The 16783-nt window shown below is 63.4% G+C and carries 21 protein-coding genes; 18 read left to right on the top strand and 3 right to left on the bottom strand.

Translation table 11 applies throughout. From position 1 onward, the window contains the following. Nucleotide 1 precedes the first annotated feature (1 nt). On the bottom strand, nt 2-229 hold the full coding sequence (gene rpsR, locus Q0844_RS00920; RefSeq protein ID WP_028957713.1) for a 30S ribosomal protein S18: 228 nt from the start codon (nt 227-229) through the stop codon (nt 2-4). A 17-nt stretch (nt 230-246) separates the two neighbouring features. Further along, nucleotides 247-600, bottom strand: coding sequence for a 30S ribosomal protein S6 (rpsF, locus tag Q0844_RS00925; RefSeq protein WP_076630132.1), 354 nt, complete (start codon nt 598-600; stop codon nt 247-249). 239 nt (nt 601-839) lie between these two features. Between rpsF and Q0844_RS00930 the strand changes: the two genes are divergently transcribed. Together Q0844_RS00930 and Q0844_RS00935 are read left to right on the top strand one after the other, a co-directional pair. Then, on the top strand, nt 840-1325 hold the full coding sequence (locus Q0844_RS00930; protein ID WP_299041130.1) for a hypothetical protein: 486 nt from the start codon (nt 840-842) through the stop codon (nt 1323-1325). Nucleotides 1326-1458: 133 nt separating this feature from the next. Then, nucleotides 1459-2028, top strand: a complete 570-nt coding sequence (locus Q0844_RS00935) for a YceI family protein (protein WP_299041132.1) — start codon at nt 1459-1461, stop codon at nt 2026-2028. Between the two features lie 178 nt (nt 2029-2206). On the opposite strand, the gene Q0844_RS00940 is transcribed toward Q0844_RS00935, so the two are convergent. Further along, on the bottom strand, nt 2207-3430 hold the full coding sequence (locus Q0844_RS00940) for a cytochrome b/b6 domain-containing protein (protein WP_299041133.1): 1224 nt from the start codon (nt 3428-3430) through the stop codon (nt 2207-2209). Nucleotides 3431-3601: 171 nt separating this feature from the next. Between Q0844_RS00940 and fabD the strand changes: the two genes are divergently transcribed. The 16 genes from fabD (at nt 3602) to Q0844_RS01020 (ending at nt 16759) form a co-directional block, all read left to right on the top strand. Next, nucleotides 3602-4534: an ACP S-malonyltransferase gene (gene fabD / locus Q0844_RS00945; protein ID WP_299041134.1), complete on the top strand. Its 933-nt coding sequence runs from the start codon at nt 3602-3604 to the stop codon at nt 4532-4534. Then, nucleotides 4527-4964 carry a hypothetical protein gene (locus Q0844_RS00950; protein WP_299041136.1) on the top strand — a complete coding sequence of 146 codons (438 nt, stop codon included), beginning with the start codon at nt 4527-4529 and terminating at the stop codon, nt 4962-4964. The genes fabD and Q0844_RS00950 overlap by 8 nt, the downstream gene beginning before the upstream one ends. A gap of 16 nt (nt 4965-4980) precedes the next feature. After that, entirely contained in the window at nt 4981-5718 is a 738-nt protein-coding gene (fabG, locus tag Q0844_RS00955) for a 3-oxoacyl-[acyl-carrier-protein] reductase (RefSeq protein ID WP_299041137.1), read from the top strand. A gap of 183 nt (nt 5719-5901) precedes the next feature. After that, nucleotides 5902-6135: an acyl carrier protein gene (locus Q0844_RS00960; RefSeq protein ID WP_076627013.1), complete on the top strand. Its 234-nt coding sequence runs from the start codon at nt 5902-5904 to the stop codon at nt 6133-6135. 149 nt (nt 6136-6284) lie between these two features. After that, nucleotides 6285-6821, top strand: a complete 537-nt coding sequence (locus tag Q0844_RS00965; protein ID WP_299041142.1) for a GNAT family N-acetyltransferase — start codon at nt 6285-6287, stop codon at nt 6819-6821. A 685-nt stretch (nt 6822-7506) separates the two neighbouring features. Beyond that, complete coding sequence (gene fabF / locus Q0844_RS00970) at nt 7507-8766, top strand: beta-ketoacyl-ACP synthase II (RefSeq protein ID WP_299041144.1); 1260 nt, start codon at nt 7507-7509, stop codon at nt 8764-8766. Next, nucleotides 8766-9932, top strand: coding sequence for an endolytic transglycosylase MltG (gene mltG, locus Q0844_RS00975; RefSeq protein ID WP_299041146.1), 1167 nt, complete (start codon nt 8766-8768; stop codon nt 9930-9932). Before fabF ends, mltG begins: the two co-directional genes overlap by 1 nt. A gap of 344 nt (nt 9933-10276) precedes the next feature. Then, complete coding sequence (locus tag Q0844_RS00980; RefSeq protein ID WP_299041148.1) at nt 10277-10621, top strand: hypothetical protein; 345 nt, start codon at nt 10277-10279, stop codon at nt 10619-10621. A gap of 52 nt (nt 10622-10673) precedes the next feature. Then, entirely contained in the window at nt 10674-11900 is a 1227-nt protein-coding gene (locus tag Q0844_RS00985) for a terminase family protein (RefSeq protein WP_299045171.1), read from the top strand. Nucleotides 11901-12053: 153 nt separating this feature from the next. After that, the gene (locus Q0844_RS00990; RefSeq protein WP_299041150.1) at nt 12054-13238 is read left to right on the top strand and encodes a phage portal protein; all 1185 of its coding nucleotides are present in this window, start codon (nt 12054-12056) and stop codon (nt 13236-13238) included. Beyond that, nucleotides 13231-13458: a hypothetical protein gene (locus Q0844_RS00995; RefSeq protein WP_299041151.1), complete on the top strand. Its 228-nt coding sequence runs from the start codon at nt 13231-13233 to the stop codon at nt 13456-13458. Before Q0844_RS00990 ends, Q0844_RS00995 begins: the two co-directional genes overlap by 8 nt. A gap of 18 nt (nt 13459-13476) precedes the next feature. Beyond that, the gene (locus Q0844_RS01000; RefSeq protein ID WP_299041152.1) at nt 13477-14040 is read left to right on the top strand and encodes an HK97 family phage prohead protease; all 564 of its coding nucleotides are present in this window, start codon (nt 13477-13479) and stop codon (nt 14038-14040) included. A gap of 40 nt (nt 14041-14080) precedes the next feature. Beyond that, nucleotides 14081-15259, top strand: a complete 1179-nt coding sequence (locus Q0844_RS01005; protein ID WP_299041153.1) for a phage major capsid protein — start codon at nt 14081-14083, stop codon at nt 15257-15259. A 161-nt stretch (nt 15260-15420) separates the two neighbouring features. Further along, complete coding sequence (locus tag Q0844_RS01010) at nt 15421-16017, top strand: head-tail connector protein (protein WP_299041154.1); 597 nt, start codon at nt 15421-15423, stop codon at nt 16015-16017. After that, nucleotides 16014-16352, top strand: coding sequence for a phage head closure protein (locus Q0844_RS01015; RefSeq protein ID WP_299041155.1), 339 nt, complete (start codon nt 16014-16016; stop codon nt 16350-16352). Before Q0844_RS01010 ends, Q0844_RS01015 begins: the two co-directional genes overlap by 4 nt. Continuing rightward, a complete protein-coding gene (locus Q0844_RS01020; RefSeq protein WP_299041157.1) occupies nt 16349-16759 on the top strand; it encodes a DUF3168 domain-containing protein in 411 nt (136 codons plus the stop codon). The genes Q0844_RS01015 and Q0844_RS01020 overlap by 4 nt, the downstream gene beginning before the upstream one ends. Nucleotides 16760-16783 lie beyond the last annotated feature (24 nt).

The following is a 16783-nucleotide window of genomic DNA, read 5'->3' on the forward strand; positions in this document are numbered from 1 at the left end:
CTTATTTCACGGCGTAGGGCAGCAGGGCCAGGAAGCGGGCGCGCTTGATGGCACGGGCCAGTTCGCGTTGCTTCTTGGCCGACACGGCGGTGATACGGGACGGCACGATCTTGCCACGCTCGGAAATGTAGCGTTGCAGCAGGCGCGTGTCCTTGTAGTCGATCGCAGGTGCGTTCTCGCCCGAGAAGGGGCACACTTTACGACGGCGGAAAAACGGTTTTGCAGCCATGGTTTAGCTCCCTTCGCTCAGCGGCGCTCGCGACGGCTGTCGCGTTCGTCACGTTTCTGCATCTGGATCGAGGGGCCTTCGGCATGCTCGTCCACCTTGATCGTCAGAACGCGCATGACGTCGTCATGCAGGCGCATCAGACGTTCCATTTCCTGGATCGCAGGGGCCGGGGCATCGGTGCGCATATAGGCATAGTGGCCCTTGCGGTTCTTGTTGATCTTGTAGGCCATGGTCTTGACGCCCCAGTACTCGTTGTCCACGAGTTGACCGCCATTGTCGGCCAGAACGGTGCCAAAATGTTCGATGAGACCCTCGGCCTGAGTGTTGCTCAGGTCCTGACGGGCAATCATCACATGCTCATAAAGAGGCATGGGACTTCTCCACTTCTATCAAGGCGCATTTCATAGACCGGCCAATGGGCCCTGCGGGTCGGTCACGAGAGACTGCGCGGCAAAACGGGTTTGCAGGGACGCGTCCGTATACACCGCTGGCGCTGCGGTGCAAGGGGCGATCAGGTTTTCCGCGCCATCACGGCCTTTCCTTTGCCGGGCCGCAATTTGGTCACGATTCGCGGACATGAATTGAAAAAACACGCTGGAGGATCACTGCCATGACTGCCACTTTCGACGCCACCACCGACACCGGACCAAACGGCATGTTGAGCCGGTTCGGCGGACCTCGCAACCTGGGCCGCTTTGCCCTGCGCACCGTGGGGGCCGTGCTGGTGGTGGCGGGGATTGGCGTCTGGCTGGAACCCACGGCCTATCCCGGCCCCGACCTCGTGGCGATGAAACTGGGCCTGTCGCTGTTTCTGAGCCTGGCGGGCTTCTTGATCCTGCACGACCGTGATGCGGATCAGGGACCCGAACTGCATATCGACACGGTCCGGCGCGAAGTCCGCCTGGTCAAGTCGACCGGTGGCAGGCACAGCGTCCTGGACCGCACACCGCTGCGCGATCTGGGCAAGGCCGAAGACCTGGGCGACACCGTGCGCCTGTCCGCCGCCAATGGCGAAGTGCTGGGCTGCGTCTCGATGGCGGACCCACAGGTCAGGGCCCGTCTGTGCGGCGCACTTCAGGATGCGGGCAAACTCTGACCGCCAGGCCCAATGCCTTCGGCACATGGGCGATGTTCAGCCGCGCGCACGATATGTTGACCAATGTGCAGTTGCCTCTGCGGCAATCTGCGACATGTTCTCCACATACTGAAACTCTTGTGGAGCATGTCCCATGAAATCCCTCCTCCTCGCCACGGCTTTGGCCACATCCGCATCTTTCGCCTTTGCGGCTGAACGCTACACGCTCGATTCAAGCCACAGCCAGGTGCTGTTTTCCTACAACCACCTCGGCTTCTCGACGACTTGGGGCATGTTCTCGGGCTTTGAAGGCGAGATCATGTTCGATCAGGACAATCCCGCCAATTCCAGCGTGACCGTGTCGATGCCCACCAAATCGATGTTCACCGGCTGGGAACAGCGCGACGGCCACTTCATGTCGGCAGATTTTTTCGGGGCCACGGACGAGGACCTGATCACCTTCACGTCGACCGCCATCGAAGTCACGGGCGAGGGCACGGCAAAGATCACCGGTGACCTGACCATGAATGACGTCACCAAGTCGGTTGTTCTGGACGCGACCCTGAACCAGGCGGGATCAAACCCGCTGAACCAGAAAGACTGGGCCGGGTTCAACGCGACAACCACGCTTTTGCGCTCTGATTTTGGGGTTGGCGCCTTTGCGCCAGCGGTGAGCGACGAGGTGCAGGTCCAGATCTCGGTCGAGGCGGAAAAGGCCGAGTAACGCCACCACTCGCGATCATTTCGAGGGCCGTGCGATCCGTTCGCATGGCCCTTTTTCGTGGCTGCTGTCGAAAGGCCGCGCAGATGCGCGACATGATTTTATTCAGGAGGGTCTTTTCAGCCCCTCCTGGCAGATGCCTCAGGCGGTCGTATTTTTGGTCGAAAGAAGGGCCTTGGTCCTACTCTGCTGCGGCCCGCGTCGCGGTGAGCGCGACGTTGACCTCCACGGCGAATTTGAGCGAGCTTTCATCGGCCATCGTGGCGCCCACGTTGAAGTCGCGCCGGTCCAGCGTCAGCCCGCCTCTCATGGACGCGGCGTCGCCGTCGATGGAGAGGCCGAAGGGCAGGGTGACCGGCATCGACTGGCCCTTTATGGTCAGCGTGCCCTGCGCCTCGTAGCCGTCCACCACCGGCACGATGTCGGCGATGTAGGTGGCGGTGGGAAATTCGGCCGTGTTGAAGAAATCGGGACCCATCGCCTGGTCCGTCACGGACCCCAGGGTGAGCGATCCGATGGACACTGTCACCTCGACCGCGCCTGCAACCCCGTTTTCGACCGTTTCATCAAAGCTGATGGCGGCGGTCCAATCGGCGAACTGCCCGTCCACCTCAGAGCCCAGTTGTGTCACCACGATGCCAAGCGTGCCGTCCTGCACCTGCCAGTCCGACTGGACCTCTTCGAGCTCTGCGGCCGCGGTGCCGCCATGGGGGGCGTAGACACCCAGTGCCGCACCGCCCGACAGGGCCAGCGCCCACAGCGCCAGCGCGGCGGTGATCGGGGCGGCATGTTTATGCTCGGGCGTTGTGGCAGGCACCTCCGTGCGGCCAAACCACATGCGCCGCAGCGTGGCGTCCTTGTCGATGACATGGTGTTTCAGGGCCCCCGCGATATGCAACAGCAGTGCCACGCCCAGCACCTTGGTCAACACCCAATGCGCCCCCCCCATGGCACCGGCCAGTGCTTCGGATTTGGGGACAAGGGGCAGGTTCTGCCCGAACGGCCACCAGATCGGGGCAAAACCGCTGGCGGCGGCATGGTGTATCCACCCCGACAGCGGCACCACGACGAGGCTGCCATAGAGTAGCCAGTGCACGGTTTCGGCGGCCAGGCTCTCCATCTTGCGGTCCGGATGCAGCAGGCCGGGTTTGGGTTGGCTGATCGCCCAGGCGATGCGCGCAAGGGCCACGAAGAACACCGCAACCCCCAATGTCTTGTGCAGCGAAAACAACCACGCCGTGCGGGCGATGAACGCATCGGACGTCTCGGCCCCGGATTTCAGCGCATAGGCCATGTCATTGGCGATCAGACCCAGGGGCATAAGCGTGATGATCAGCAGGGCGGTCAGCCAGTGAAAGGTCTTGGACAGGCTGCCGTAGCGGTCAGCGGTGTTGGCAAGGGCCATGTGTGGTCTCCGAACGTTGCGCATGGGTGTAACACCCTTGTCCCTAATGTTATGCATCTGGTCGTTCGGACAACCGCCAATTCTTGCACAGATGTCGTGCGGGCCTCTCTTGTCTGGTCGGGTCGGGGCGATTACACCCGTGGACGAAGAACACCAAAAGGGGGGCAGGCCATGAGCGTGGCATTCGTATTTCCGGGGCAGGGAGCCCAGACCGTGGGCATGGGCAAGGCGCTGGCCGAGGCCTATCCCGCCGCACAGGCCGTCTTTGACGAGGTGGATGAGGCGCTGGGCGAAAAGCTGTCGAGCCTGATCTGGGACGGCAACCAGGACACGCTGACCCTGACGCGCAACGCGCAACCCGCCCTGATGGCGACTTCCATCGCGGCGATGCGCGCGCTTGAGGCCGAAGGGATCACCATCGACCGGGCCAGTTTCGTGGCCGGGCATTCCTTGGGTGAATATTCGGCCCTCTGTGCGGCAGGGGCGCTCAGTGTCGCGGATACCGCGCGGTTGCTGCGCACACGTGGGCAGGCAATGCAGGACGCGGTGCCCGTGGGCGTGGGCGCGATGGCGGCCCTTCTGGGCCTCGACTTCGACACCGCGGCCCAGGTGGCGCAAGAGGCCGCGGCGGGCGAAGTGTGCGAAGCGGCCAATGACAACGACCCAAGCCAGGTGGTGGTGTCGGGTCACACCGGCGCGGTCGAACGGGCGGTCGAGATCGCCAAGACACGCGGTGCCAAGCGGGCCGTGATGCTGCCTGTCTCTGCCCCGTTCCATTGCAGCCTGATGGAGCCTGCGGCAGGCGTCATGGCCGAAGCGCTGAGCCACGTGGATATCGACGCACCGGCTGTTCCGATTGTGCCCAACGTGACCGCGCATAGCTGCAAAAGCGCGACGCTCGTGCGCAATCATCTGGTGGATCAGATCACCGGGTCGGTCCGTTGGCGCGAAAGCGTCCTGTACATGGCGGGCGAAGGCGTGACCGAGATCTGGGAGATCGGTGCGGGCAAGGCGCTGTCGGGCATGATCCGGCGTATCGACCGGTCCATCGCCACCCGCGCCGTTGGCACGCCCGATGACATCAAGGCGGCGCTGGATGGCTGATCTGGTCACCTTGCCGCCCGACACCCTGGGCGGTGTGATCGATACGGTGCCGTTTGCCGGACGGTTCCAGCTGATCCCGGATGTCTTCGGGCGTATGGATTCGCTCTTGGGCCAGTCCGGCATCTTCTATGCCGGGCCGCAGACCGCGCTCTACCGTGTGGACGGTGACGATATGGAGATCCGCATCGGCGTGCCGCTGCCCCACCCACTTCCCGGTTTCACGATGTTCGATGTGGCCGAAACACAGGCCCTGCACATACGCCATCACGGGGCATTCGATACGCTGCCCGGGGTCTATCAGGCGTTGACGGCCGATGTGGAACAGCGTGGCCTTGTCCGGACAGGGTGGGCGCGCGAGGTCTACCGGTTCGTGGCCAAGGACGCGTCCCTGAATATCTGCGACGTCTATATGGACGTGGCGCAAGCTTGAAGAAAAAGAGGTTCATATGTTTGATCTGACAGGAAAATCCGCGCTGATCACCGGCGCGTCGGGCGGCATCGGGGCCGAGATCGCGCGCGTGCTGCACGGGGCCGGGGCCACGGTGGGCCTGAGCGGCACGCGGACCGTCCCGCTTGAGGCGCTGGCGGGTGAGTTGGGCCCGCGGGCGCATGTACTGCCCTGTAACCTGAGCGATCCGGACGCCGTGGACGCGTTGCCCAAGCAGGCGATCGAGGCGATGGGCGCGGTCGATATCCTCGTGAACAATGCAGGCATCACCCGCGACAACATCTTCATGCGGATGTCGGATGACGAATGGCAGTCGGTGATCAACGTGAACCTCACCTCGACCTTCAAGCTGTGCAAGGGGGTCATGCGGGGCATGATGAAGGCGCGCTGGGGACGGATCGTGAATATCTCGTCCGTGGTGGGGGCCACCGGCAACCCGGGCCAGGCCAACTATGCGGCGTCGAAGGCGGGTATGGTCGGCATGTCCAAAAGCCTGGCCTACGAGGTGGCAAGCCGCGGGATCACCGTGAATGCCATTGCGCCGGGGTTCATCGCCACGGCGATGACGGACAAGCTGACAGAGGATCAAAAGACTGGAATCATGGGGCAAATTCCCGCCGGTCGCATGGGCGAGGCGCATGAAATCGCCGCCGCCACGCTGTATCTGGCCAGCCCCGAAGCGGCCTATGTCACGGGCACGACCTTGCACGTCAATGGCGGCATGGCCATGTTGTAGGCGCTAACACTCGGCGTCTTGCCATCTTTTAGGGATGTGCTATAGGCGGCGCAGATTCCGGCAACGGGCCATACGCTTGGCCCAATGCCTCACCGCCCCAAGGGGGCAAGACCAGAGCCCCGAAACGATGGGGACACCACTTGGGGGCGCGAATATTTGCCCCGGAAAAATGAGGACAGTCATATGAGCGACATCGCCGATCGCGTAAAGAAGATCGTTGTGGAACACCTGGGTGTGGACGAAGAGAAGGTCAGCGAAAACGCATCCTTCATCGACGATCTGGGCGCAGACAGCCTGGACACCGTTGAGCTGGTTATGGCGTTCGAAGAAGAGTTCGGGATCGAGATTCCCGATGACGCGGCTGAAACCATCCAGACATTTGGCGACGCTGTGGGCTTTATCACCAAGGCATCGTAAGACATTCGGGCATCTGCCCGATCCGGCGGCGTTCTTTCTTGCGGAAGGGCGCCGTTTTTTTGTGGCTGCGCATTGGGGCCTTGCCTTTGGTGTCCCCGCGGGGACAAGCTTGGACAAAACAAACATAGTGTTCGGGCAGGACAACATTCATGGGCAGACATGTGCCGACAATCAACACGGCGCGCGTGACCTTGCGCGCAATGCGGCCGGGCGAATTTGATCGCTTTGCCGAGATCTGGGCCATGCCGGACGTGGCCAAATATGTCGGGGGCACGCCGCGCGATCGCAGCGAAAGCTGGAAGGCTTTTCTGACGAATGCGGGACACTGGCAGGTCACGGGGTTCGGCCAATGGGGGATCGAGGATCACGCGACCCAGCGACTGGTGGGGCAGGTCGGGTTCTTCTACGGCGCACGCGGTCTGGGCGCGGATTTTGATGACAGGCCCGAAGCGGGCTGGGTGCTGGCCCCCGAAGCGCAGGGGCGCGGGCTGGGGATTGAAGCCGTGCAGGCCGCGCATGACTGGTTCGACCGCGTGGTGACCGGGCCTCTGGTCTGCATGATGGATCCCGCCCATGAGGCATCAGCGCGGATTGCAGAGAAGTTGGGGTATGTCGACATGCGGATGGCGGAGGATGACGCGGGACCCATTCAGCTGAAGCTGCGCAAGTCTCCGCCGCAGACGTGATCTGATTGAGCGCCTGACGGCGCATTCCATGATTGAATTTGCGCGTCCACGCACCGGTGTGGCGCTGGTGACGGAGGCGTGAGAGGGGTTTCGAAGGAGACGCGTGGGCCTGCGCAGGTGACACTTTGTGAGAAACGCTTCAGGCTCACCAAAGCGAAACATCTTTCGCATCTGATCCACCTTTGTTGCTCTGGCTATGACGCATCATCGGCTCCGCCCCAAGGTAAATAGCCGTATCCCCGCGGTGCGGGGCCCCTCGGCGATTGACCTTGGCCCGTATCCGCTCATGCGTCCTATCCGACGCAGCAAAGGCGGCTCCGAAGCGAAAGAGGTCGCGACGGCGTAGGCCGACGCGACCGGTGGCAAGGGCTGCTTTTGCCAAGCAAAAGCTGCCAGCCACACCGTTGATCCATGGGGCGCGCCGGTCCCCGACGGCGTAGGCCGACGCGACCGGTGGCAAGGGCTGCTTTTGCCAAGCAAAAGCTGCCAGCCACACCGTTGATCCATGGGGCGCGCCGGTCCCCGAGGGCGTAGGCCGACGCGACCGGTCGCAAGGGCTGCTTTTGCGTGCAAAAGTCATCAGCCAGTCTGCGCTGCCTTTGCGCGCGCACTCTGCGTCGGGACTTGAACAGGGCGCACCCGGCGCGGTAAGAGGCGGGCCAGAATTGATGAGGGGCATGAGCAGATGCGCAGAGTTGTCGTGACGGGTCTTGGACTGGTGACGCCATTGGCCGACGGGGTCGAGGCAAGCTGGAGCCGTATTCTGGATGGCCAGTCGGGCGCGGGGCCGATCACCGGCTTTGATCCCGAAGGTCTGGCCACCACCTATGCCTGCGAAGTGCCCCTTGGGGACGGCACTGACGGCACCTTCAACGCCGACACCTATATGGAGCCCAAGGAACAGCGCAAGGTCGACACCTTTATCATGTTCGGTCTGGCCGCGGCGCAGCAGGCGGTGGAAGATGCGGGGTGGATTCCTGAGGATACCGAGAGCCTTGAGCGCACCGGCGTGCTGATCGGGTCGGGCATCGGCGGGCTGAATTCCATCGCCAACACCGCCGTGATGATGGAAGAGAAGGGGCCGCGCCGTGTGTCGCCCTTCTTTGTGCCCGGTGCGTTGATCAACCTGATCTCGGGTCAGGTGAGCATCCGTTACGGGTTCAAGGGGCCGAACCATTCCGTTGTGACCGCCTGTTCCACGGGCGCGCACGCCATTGGCGACGCGAGCCGCCTGATCCAGCATGGAGATGCGGATGTGATGATCGCCGGCGGGGCCGAGGCGGCGATCTGCAAGATCGGGATTGCGGGCTTCAATGCGTGCAAGGCCCTGTCGACCAAGCGTGCGGATGATCCGAAGGCGGCAAGCCGCCCCTATGACGCGGACCGTGACGGGTTTGTCATGGGTGAGGGTGCGGGCATCGTGGTACTTGAGGAATATGAGCACGCGGTTGCACGGGGCGCCCGGATCTATGCCGAGGTGAAGGGCTATGGCCTGTCCGGGGATGCCTACCATATCACCGCGCCGTCCGAGGATGGCGAGGGCGGCGAGCGGTCCATGCGCGCGGCGCTGCGCAACGCGGGGCTGGAGCCGTCGGATATCGACTATATCAATGCGCATGGCACATCGACCATGGCCGACACGATCGAGTTGGGCGCTGTCGAGCGCCTGCTGGGGGATCATGCGGGCAATGTCACCATGTCCTCGACCAAGTCGGCCACGGGGCACCTTTTGGGGGCGGCGGGTGCGATCGAGGGCATCTTCTCGATCCTCGCGATCCGCGATCAGGTCTGTCCGCCGACGATCAATCTGGACAATCCGGCCGTTGAGACGCCCATTGATCTGGCACCGAATGCCAAGCGGGCGCGCAAGGTGGAGTATGCCCTGTCCAACAGCTTTGGTTTTGGCGGCACCAATGCCAGCGTGATCTTCGGGAAGGTCAGCTGATGTGGCGATCCATCGCCTCGAACGCGCTGACATTTCTGATCGTGGCCCTGTTTGTGCTGGGCGGCGTGATCCTGTGGGGACGCGGCCAATATGAGGGGCCGGGCCCGCTGAGCCAGGCCATTTGCGTGCAGGTGGACCGCGGGTCGAATTTCAGCCGGGTGAGTGCCGATCTGGAAGACCAGGGGGCGGTGAGCCATGGCTGGATTTTCCGGACGGGTGCGGATTATGCCGGCAAGACATCACAGTTGAAGGCCGGGAGTTTCCTAGTCGAACCCGGCGCCTCGATGGAAGAGATCGTGGACGTGGTGACCCGGGGCGGGGCAAGCACCTGCGGCACCGAAGTGGTCTACCGCATCGGGGTGAACCGGTTGAGCGCGCAGGTGCGCGAGCTGGACCCCGCGACCAACCGCTTTGTGGAGCGGGCGGAGTTTCAACCAGGTGAGGATGCGACCCCGGACATCTATGCCGAGGTGCGCGACGCGCAGGACACGCGTTATCGCATTGCCCTGGCCGAAGGGGTGACCAGCTGGCAGGTGGTGGATGCGCTGCGCAACATGGATGTCCTTTCGGGTGACGTGGCCGAGATCCCGCCCGAGGGGGCGCTGGCGCCGGACAGCTACGAAGTGCGCAACGGCGATGACCGGGCGGGCGTTTTGGTGCAGATGGCGGAACAGCAGGAATTGTGGGTCTCTGCCGCGTGGGAAGCGCGTGACCCGGACCTGCCACTGGAGAGCCCGGAAGAGTTGCTGACACTGGCCTCGATCATCGAGAAGGAGACGGGTGTGGCCGAGGAACGTGGGCAGGTGGCGTCCGTGTTCGTCAACCGTCTGAACCGTGGCATGCGCCTGCAGACGGACCCGACGGTGATCTATGGCATCACGCGCGGACAGGGTGTGCTGGGGCGCGGCTTGCGCCGGTCGGAACTGCGCGCGGCGACGCCCTGGAACACCTATGTCATCCAGGGCCTGCCGCCGACGCCGATTGCGAACCCCGGTCGCGCCAGCCTGATGGCGGCAGCCCAGCCTGAAGAGACGCCGTACGTGTTCTTCGTGGCGGACGGGACCGGCGGTCACGCCTTTGCCGAGACGCTGGATGAGCACAACCGCAATGTCGCGCGCTGGCGCGAGATCGAGGCCGAGCGGGCCAATCAGAGTGATGGTGGGTGACGTCCGGTGCGGTGCGCAGTGAATGCGCACCCTACGGGCCTGGGTGAGGGCGGACGATTGATTGCCCCATTTGTCCCCGCGGGGACACGCAAGGGTTGTTGAACGTTCTCAGGCGGTTACCGCCTGCGTTAACCACATCTTAACCCGTCAGGTAAGAATTTGTTAATGGTACCGTACGGTTAGTGCCCGTTGCTCATCCGGAAATCGCTTGACTCTGCGAACGGTCACACGTATAACTTGTGCCAAGCTAGGAGAAGTGGGCAAGCGGCCCCGGGGTGACCCGGAGGTCGCTTTTTCATTTCGCTCGTGCGGAGACAATCCCAACGCATGAGAGGTCATTTCATATGGCATTGATTACCCCGGAGGCTGAAGAGGCCCGCAGCGAAGAGCTTGTCTCGTCGATGCAGGCATCGCTCGCTGAATTGCGACAGACAATCCAAGCCTTCAAAGAAGAGGCAGGTGCCGGGGAGGAACTGAAGGAAACCGAGGTGAAACGCCACCTGACGTCGTTGCAGACGCTGGTGGTGAGCCTTCAAGGAGCGGAGCAAAAGCTTGACAAGTTCAGAGAAGCCCGCAGCGGCATTGTCCAGAACGGATATGCCCTCAACCTTGACTTTGCCCGCGCTGAGGTTCGGTGCGCGCTTGGTCGCCTCCGCGCCTGTGGAGGCGCAGGAGCGGTTTCTGAGTGAGTTGGGAGAGGGCGCCTTGGGCGCCCTCCCTTTTCTGTTCGAGTTCTGGGCCATGGAACATCAGCTGCCACCCGAGGGGGATTGGCGCACCTGGGTCATCATGGGCGGGCGCGGCGCGGGCAAGACGCGGGCCGGGGCCGAATGGGTCCGGTCGATGGTCGAGGGGCCGATGCCGCTGGACAAGGGCAAGGCCAGGCGCGTGGCATTGGTGGGCGAGACCATCGAGCAGGTGCGTGAGGTCATGGTGTTCGGGGAAAGCGGGCTTTTGGTCTGTACGCCGTCGGACCGGCGCCCGAAGTTCAATGCGAGCCGGAAGATGCTGGAATGGCCCAACGGCGCCATTGCCACCATTCATACGGCCCATGACCCGGAAGGGTTGCGGGGGCCGCAATTTGATTGTGCCTGGGTGGACGAGCTGGCCAAGTGGAAGCGCGGCCAGGAGACCTGGGACATGCTGCAATTTGCCTTGCGGCTGGGCGATGACCCGCGTTGCTGCGTCACCACGACGCCGCGCAATGTCGAGGTTTTGAAGGATTTGCTGGCGCAAGGCTCGACCGTGATGACCCATGCACCGACCGAGGCGAACGCCGCCAATCTGGCGTCATCGTTTCTGGACGAGGTGCGCCGTCGCTATGCCGGGACCCGGCTGGGTCGGCAGGAGTTGGAAGGTGTGTTGCTGAGCGATGCCGAGGGGGCGTTGTGGACCACGGCGATGCTGGATGCGGTGCGGCGCAGGCGCAAGCCGAAGCTGGACCGTGTTGTCGTCGGGCTGGACCCCGCGGTGAGTGCGGGCCGTTCCGCGGACGCCTGCGGCATCATTGTTGCGGGGGTGTCGATGGATGGCCCGCCGCAGGACTGGCGCGCCCATGTGATTGCCGATTGTACGGTGCAGGGTGTCGGGCCGAACGGCTGGGCACGGGCCGCGATCGCGGCGATGGACAGGTACAAGGCGGACCGGTTGGTGGCCGAGGTGAACCAGGGTGGGCAGTTGGTCACGGAAGTGATCCGGGGCGTGGACCCGCTGGTGTCGTTGAAGACGGTGCATGCCAGTAAGGGCAAGGTGGCGCGGGCCGAGCCCGTGGCTGCGCTTTATGAACAGGACCGGGTGACCCATGCGTTGGGTCTGGGGCCGCTTGAGGATCAGATGACGCGGATGACGCGGGTTGGATATGAGGGTGAGGGATCACCTGACCGGGTGGATGCGTTGGTATGGGCCTTGCACGAGTTGATGATTGAGCCGGCGAACGCCTATCGGCGACCGGGCATACGCAGTTTGTGAGCGACCCTCCGGGGGGAGTTTATTTGGCAAGATGAAAGAGCGGGGCGGTGCCCTGTTCGGTGAGGCGGTTCTGATTGGAGCCGCCTTTTTCTTTGGACGACGTTCAATGGATTTTGGGCCGGGCGGCCCTTTGGGATCAAAAGGAGACCCTTCGTGTTTGATTTCTTTCGAAACCGGGCTGTGGCGGATGTACCAGAGCAGAAGGCAAGTGCGACGGGGAAGGTTGTGGCCTGGCAGACGGGGGGGCGTGTGGCCTGGTCCCCGCGCGATGCGGTGTCCCTGACGCGCGCGGGATTTTCCGGGAACCCGGTCGGGTTCCGGTCCGTCAAGCTGATTGCCGAGGCCGCGGCGGCGTTACCCTTGGTGTTGCAGGATATGGAGCAGCGGTTTGAAGCGCATCCGCTGTTGAGCCTGATCAAGCGACCCAATCCCGGGCAGGGGCGGGCGGAGTTGCTGGAAGCGCTTTATGCGCAGCTTTTGCTGTCCGGGAACGCCTATGTCGAGGCGGTGGCGGGTGAGAGTGGCGCGCCGCTGGAGTTGCATGTGCTGCGATCGGATCGGATGTCGGTGGTGCCGGGGGCGGATGGCTGGCCTGTGGCCTATGAATATGCGGTGGGTGGCGCGAAGCATCGTTTTGATGCGACCGGCGCGGTGAGCCCGATCTGTCATATCAAGTCGTTTCACCCGCAGGATGATCATTACGGGTTCTCGCCCATGCAGGCGGCGGCGATGGCGCTGGATGTGCATACGGCGGCGTCGCGCTGGTCGAAGTCGCTGCTGGACAATGCCGCACGTCCGTCCGGTGCCATTGTGTACCGTGGGTCGGACGGGCAGTCGCAACTGTCCGGCGATCAGTACGAGCGGTTGGTGAGCGAGATCGAGACCAACCATTCAGGCGCGCGCAATGCCGGGCGGCCCATGCTGCTGGAAGGTGGTCTGGACTGGAAGCCGATGGGCTTTTCGCCGTCGGACATGGAGTTTCAGAAGACCAAGGAAGCGGCGGCGCGGGAGATTGCGTTGGCCTTTGGGGTGCCGCCGATGCTGCTGGGCATTCAGGGCGATGCGACCTATGCCAATTATCAGGAGGCGAACCGGGCGTTTTACCGTCTGACTGTGCTGCCCCTGGCGACCCGTGTTGCGGCGGCCCTGGCCGAGTGGCTGGGTGCGCATACCGGCGAGGATGTGGTCCTGGCCCCGGATCTGGATCAGGTGCCTGCCTTGTCCGCCGAGCGCGATGCGCAGTGGGCGCGGGTGGCGGGTGCTGAATTCCTGAGCGTGGCCGAGAAGCGGCGTCTGCTGGGCCTGCCTGCCGTGGCCGAGGACGGTGCGGATGGATGATGCGCGGCTTTGGGAAAAATTCGCCTGTGGGCCGGGGTTGAAACTGGAGGCCCATGAGCGCCTGACGGATGTGCATTTTGCCAATATTTCCAGCCGGTTGGATCGGCTGGAGATGTTGATGGAGCGGTTGGAAAAGCGGCTTTGGCTGACCGTTTATGGCGTTGTCGCCGTGGTTCTGGCGACCGGGTTTCAATCGATCATGGCGGCGATCCCACACTGAACAAGAAGGAGAGAGCAGATGCAGGCAGAGACCGGTCTGGAGACGAAATTTGCGCGCTTTGGCGAGGGTGTCGAGGTGCAGGACGGCACGGTGATCGAGGGCTATGCCAGCCTGTTTGGTGCCTGTGATCAGGGCGGGGATGTGGTGGGCAAGGGCGCCTATGCGGCGTCCTTGAAGGCCATCGCTGCCGAAGGGCGCAGTGTGAAGATGCTGTGGCAGCATGATCCCGCGTACCCCATCGGCGTATGGGACGAGGTGCGGGAAGATGCCAAGGGGCTTTGGGTGAAGGGGCGGCTGTTGCCGTCCATCGCCAAAGGCCGTGAAGCGGCGGAACTGATCGGGGCGGGGGCCATTGATGGGCTGTCCATCGGGTACCGGACCGTGAAGGCCACAAAGAATGACAAGGGCCAGCGGCTCTTGACTGAACTGGAGCTTTGGGAGGTGTCGCTGGTGACCTTCCCGATGCTGCCCAGTGCGCGGGTTGCGGCCAAGGCCGAAGAGATGTCTTCGGATCAGGACGCGTGCCTGCGTGACATGGCGGCGGCCCTGCGGGCTGCGCGCGCGGAGTTGGCGCAGCGCTAGCGCGCGGGGCCGTTTCACACCAACCATCAAGGACATGCTGATGAGCAAGACCGAGATCAAGGCTCGGGCCGGGGAAGGTTTGTCCCCCGCCCAGGACGTGGCCGAAGCCGTGCAGGGTTTCGTCACGGAATTCAAAGGCTTTCAAGCCGAACTTCAAACCAAACTTCAACAAACGGAAGAGCGACTGACCATGCTGGATCGGAAAAACATGACTGCGGCGCGCACCCCTCTGGCTGGTGCCGTCGATGCGGGTGCCCCCCATCAAAAGGCCTTCAACGCCTATCTGCGTTCGGGTGAAGATGATGGCCTGCGCGGCCTGGAACTGGAGGGCAAATCGCTGTCCACGGCGGTGAATTCGGATGGCGGTTACCTCGTCGATCCGGCGACATCGGAATCGGTGAAATCGGTGCTGAACGCGACCGCGTCGATCCGTTCGATCGCGTCCGTGGTGAATGTCGAGGCGACATCCTATGACGTGCTGGTGGACCACACGGATGTGGGCGCAGGCTGGGCCACGGAAACCGGCACGCAGGCCGAGACCGACACCCCCACCATCGACCGCATCACCATCCCGCTGCACGAGCTGTCGGCCCTGCCCAAAGCGTCGCAGCGTCTGCTGGATGACAGCGCGTTTGACATCGAAGGATGGCTGGCCGGTCGTATTGCCGACAAGTTTGCCCGTGCCGAAGCGGCGGCCTTCATCAACGGTGACGGCATCGACAAGCCCAAGGGTTTCCTGACGCACACATCCGTCGACAACGACGTCTGGGCCTGGGGCAACCTTGGCTATGTGCCCACGGGTGTGGATGGTGACGTGACCGCCGACGCGATCATCGACGTCGTGTATGCGCTGGGTGCGGAATACCGTGCCAACGCGACATTTGTCATGAACTCGAAAACCGCTGGCCTGGTGCGCAAGCTGAAGGACAATGATGGCCGTTTCCTGTGGTCCGACGGTCTGGCCGCCGGTCAACCTGCGACCCTCATGGGCTATCCGGTTCTGATTGCCGAGGACATGCCTGATGCGGGTTCGGATGCAGATGCCATCGCCTTTGGCGACTTCAATGCAGGCTACACCGTGGCCGAGCGTCCCGACCTGCGTGTTCTGCGTGACCCCTTCAGCGCCAAGCCGCACGTCCTGTTCTATGCCACCAAGCGCGTGGGCGGTGACGTGAGCGACTTTGCCGCGATCAAGCTGCTGAAATTCGCTGTCGCCTAAGGGCTGAGAGCGGATGGCCGGGGGTGGGCGACTGCCCCCGGTTCCGGGCGCGCGCCGACAGTGCGCCGTGTTGTCTAGCTGCTCCCCTCCGTCCGAGCAACGCGGACTGGCGCGCGCCCGGGCCTTTGGAGCCGAGGGGCAGAGATTTCTGGAGATGGTCCATGATTTTGAACGAAGAGACCACGGTGCCTGATGCCGCGCTGCCGGTCGAAGAATTCAAGGCGCATTTGCGCCTGGGCAGCGGGTTTGGCAATGACAGCGTGCAGGATGCGGTGCTGATCAGTTTCCTGCGGGCTGCGGTCACAGCGATCGAGGCGCGGACAGGCAAGGTTCTGATCGCGCGCGATTTCTTGCTGTCGGTGACGTCGCTGGCCGCACCGGATGCGATTGTGCTGCCGGTTGCCCCCGTGACGGCCGTGACGGCCGTCGCCCGAATTGATCGCACCGGCACGGAGACGGAGATGTCCGGCGATGTGTATTGGCTGGAGCGCGACGCGCACCGTCCGCGTGTGCGGTCGGTTGGTCATGTGTTGCCACACATGCCTGTTGCCGGTTCGATCAGCGTTGCCTTCACTGCCGGTTACGCGGCGGTGTGGTCCGAGTTGCCCGCCGATCTGGCGCAGGCCGTCATGCTGCTGGCCGCGCACTACTACGAGTTCCGGAACGAAACCAGCCTGAGCGAGGGCTGCATGCCCTTTGGGGTTACCAGCCTGATCGAGCGCTACAAGCCGATGCGCTTGGGCGGGGGTGTCCGGTGAAGACGCCGCGCCTGAACCGGCGCCTGACCCTTGAAAGCCCGTCGCGGGTGTCTGATGGCGCGGGCGGTTTTGTCGAAAGCTGGGTCCCATTGGGTGTGTTGTGGGCCGAACTGGTGGCTCGCACGGGTCGTGAGACTGTCGTCACGGGTGCCGCGGTGTCTGCGGTGCCTTATGCCGTGGTTGTGCGTGGTGCCCCTGTCGGCCACCCCGAACGACCGATCCCCGAGCAGCGGTTTCGCGATGGCAACCGCCTGTTTCACATTCGCAGCGTGGCCGAGCGCGATCCCGGGGGGCGCTATCTGGTCTGCATGGCTGATGAGGAGATCGCGATATGAGTTATGCCGTTTCCGCCGCCTTGCAGAGTGCCGTCTTTGCGGCTGTTGCCTCGGACATCGCTGTTGGGGATGCGGTGGGTGACGCCGTTTACGACGCGTTGCCCAGCGGGGCCTTGCCCAGCATCTACATCAGCATTGGCCCAGAGACTGTCAAAGTCGCTGACGACATGACCGGCAGCGGAGCCATCCACAACTTTGTCGTGTCCGTGGTCACGGACGTGCCCGGATTTTTCGCGGCCAAGGAGGTCGCGGGCGCCGTGTGTGACGTGCTGCACGATGCGGATTTGACGCTGAACCGGGGTACCCTGGTGTCCCTGCGTTTTGAACGGGCCCGCGCCATCAAGATCGACAAGGGCACGGGCCGCCGCATTGACCTGACGTTCCGCGCGCGGACCGAAGACAACTAACCATTTCAATTCAAACGGAGAAAA

It is taken from the genome of uncultured Tateyamaria sp., from assembly GCF_947503465.1.
GTDB lineage: Bacteria > Pseudomonadota > Alphaproteobacteria > Rhodobacterales > Rhodobacteraceae > Tateyamaria.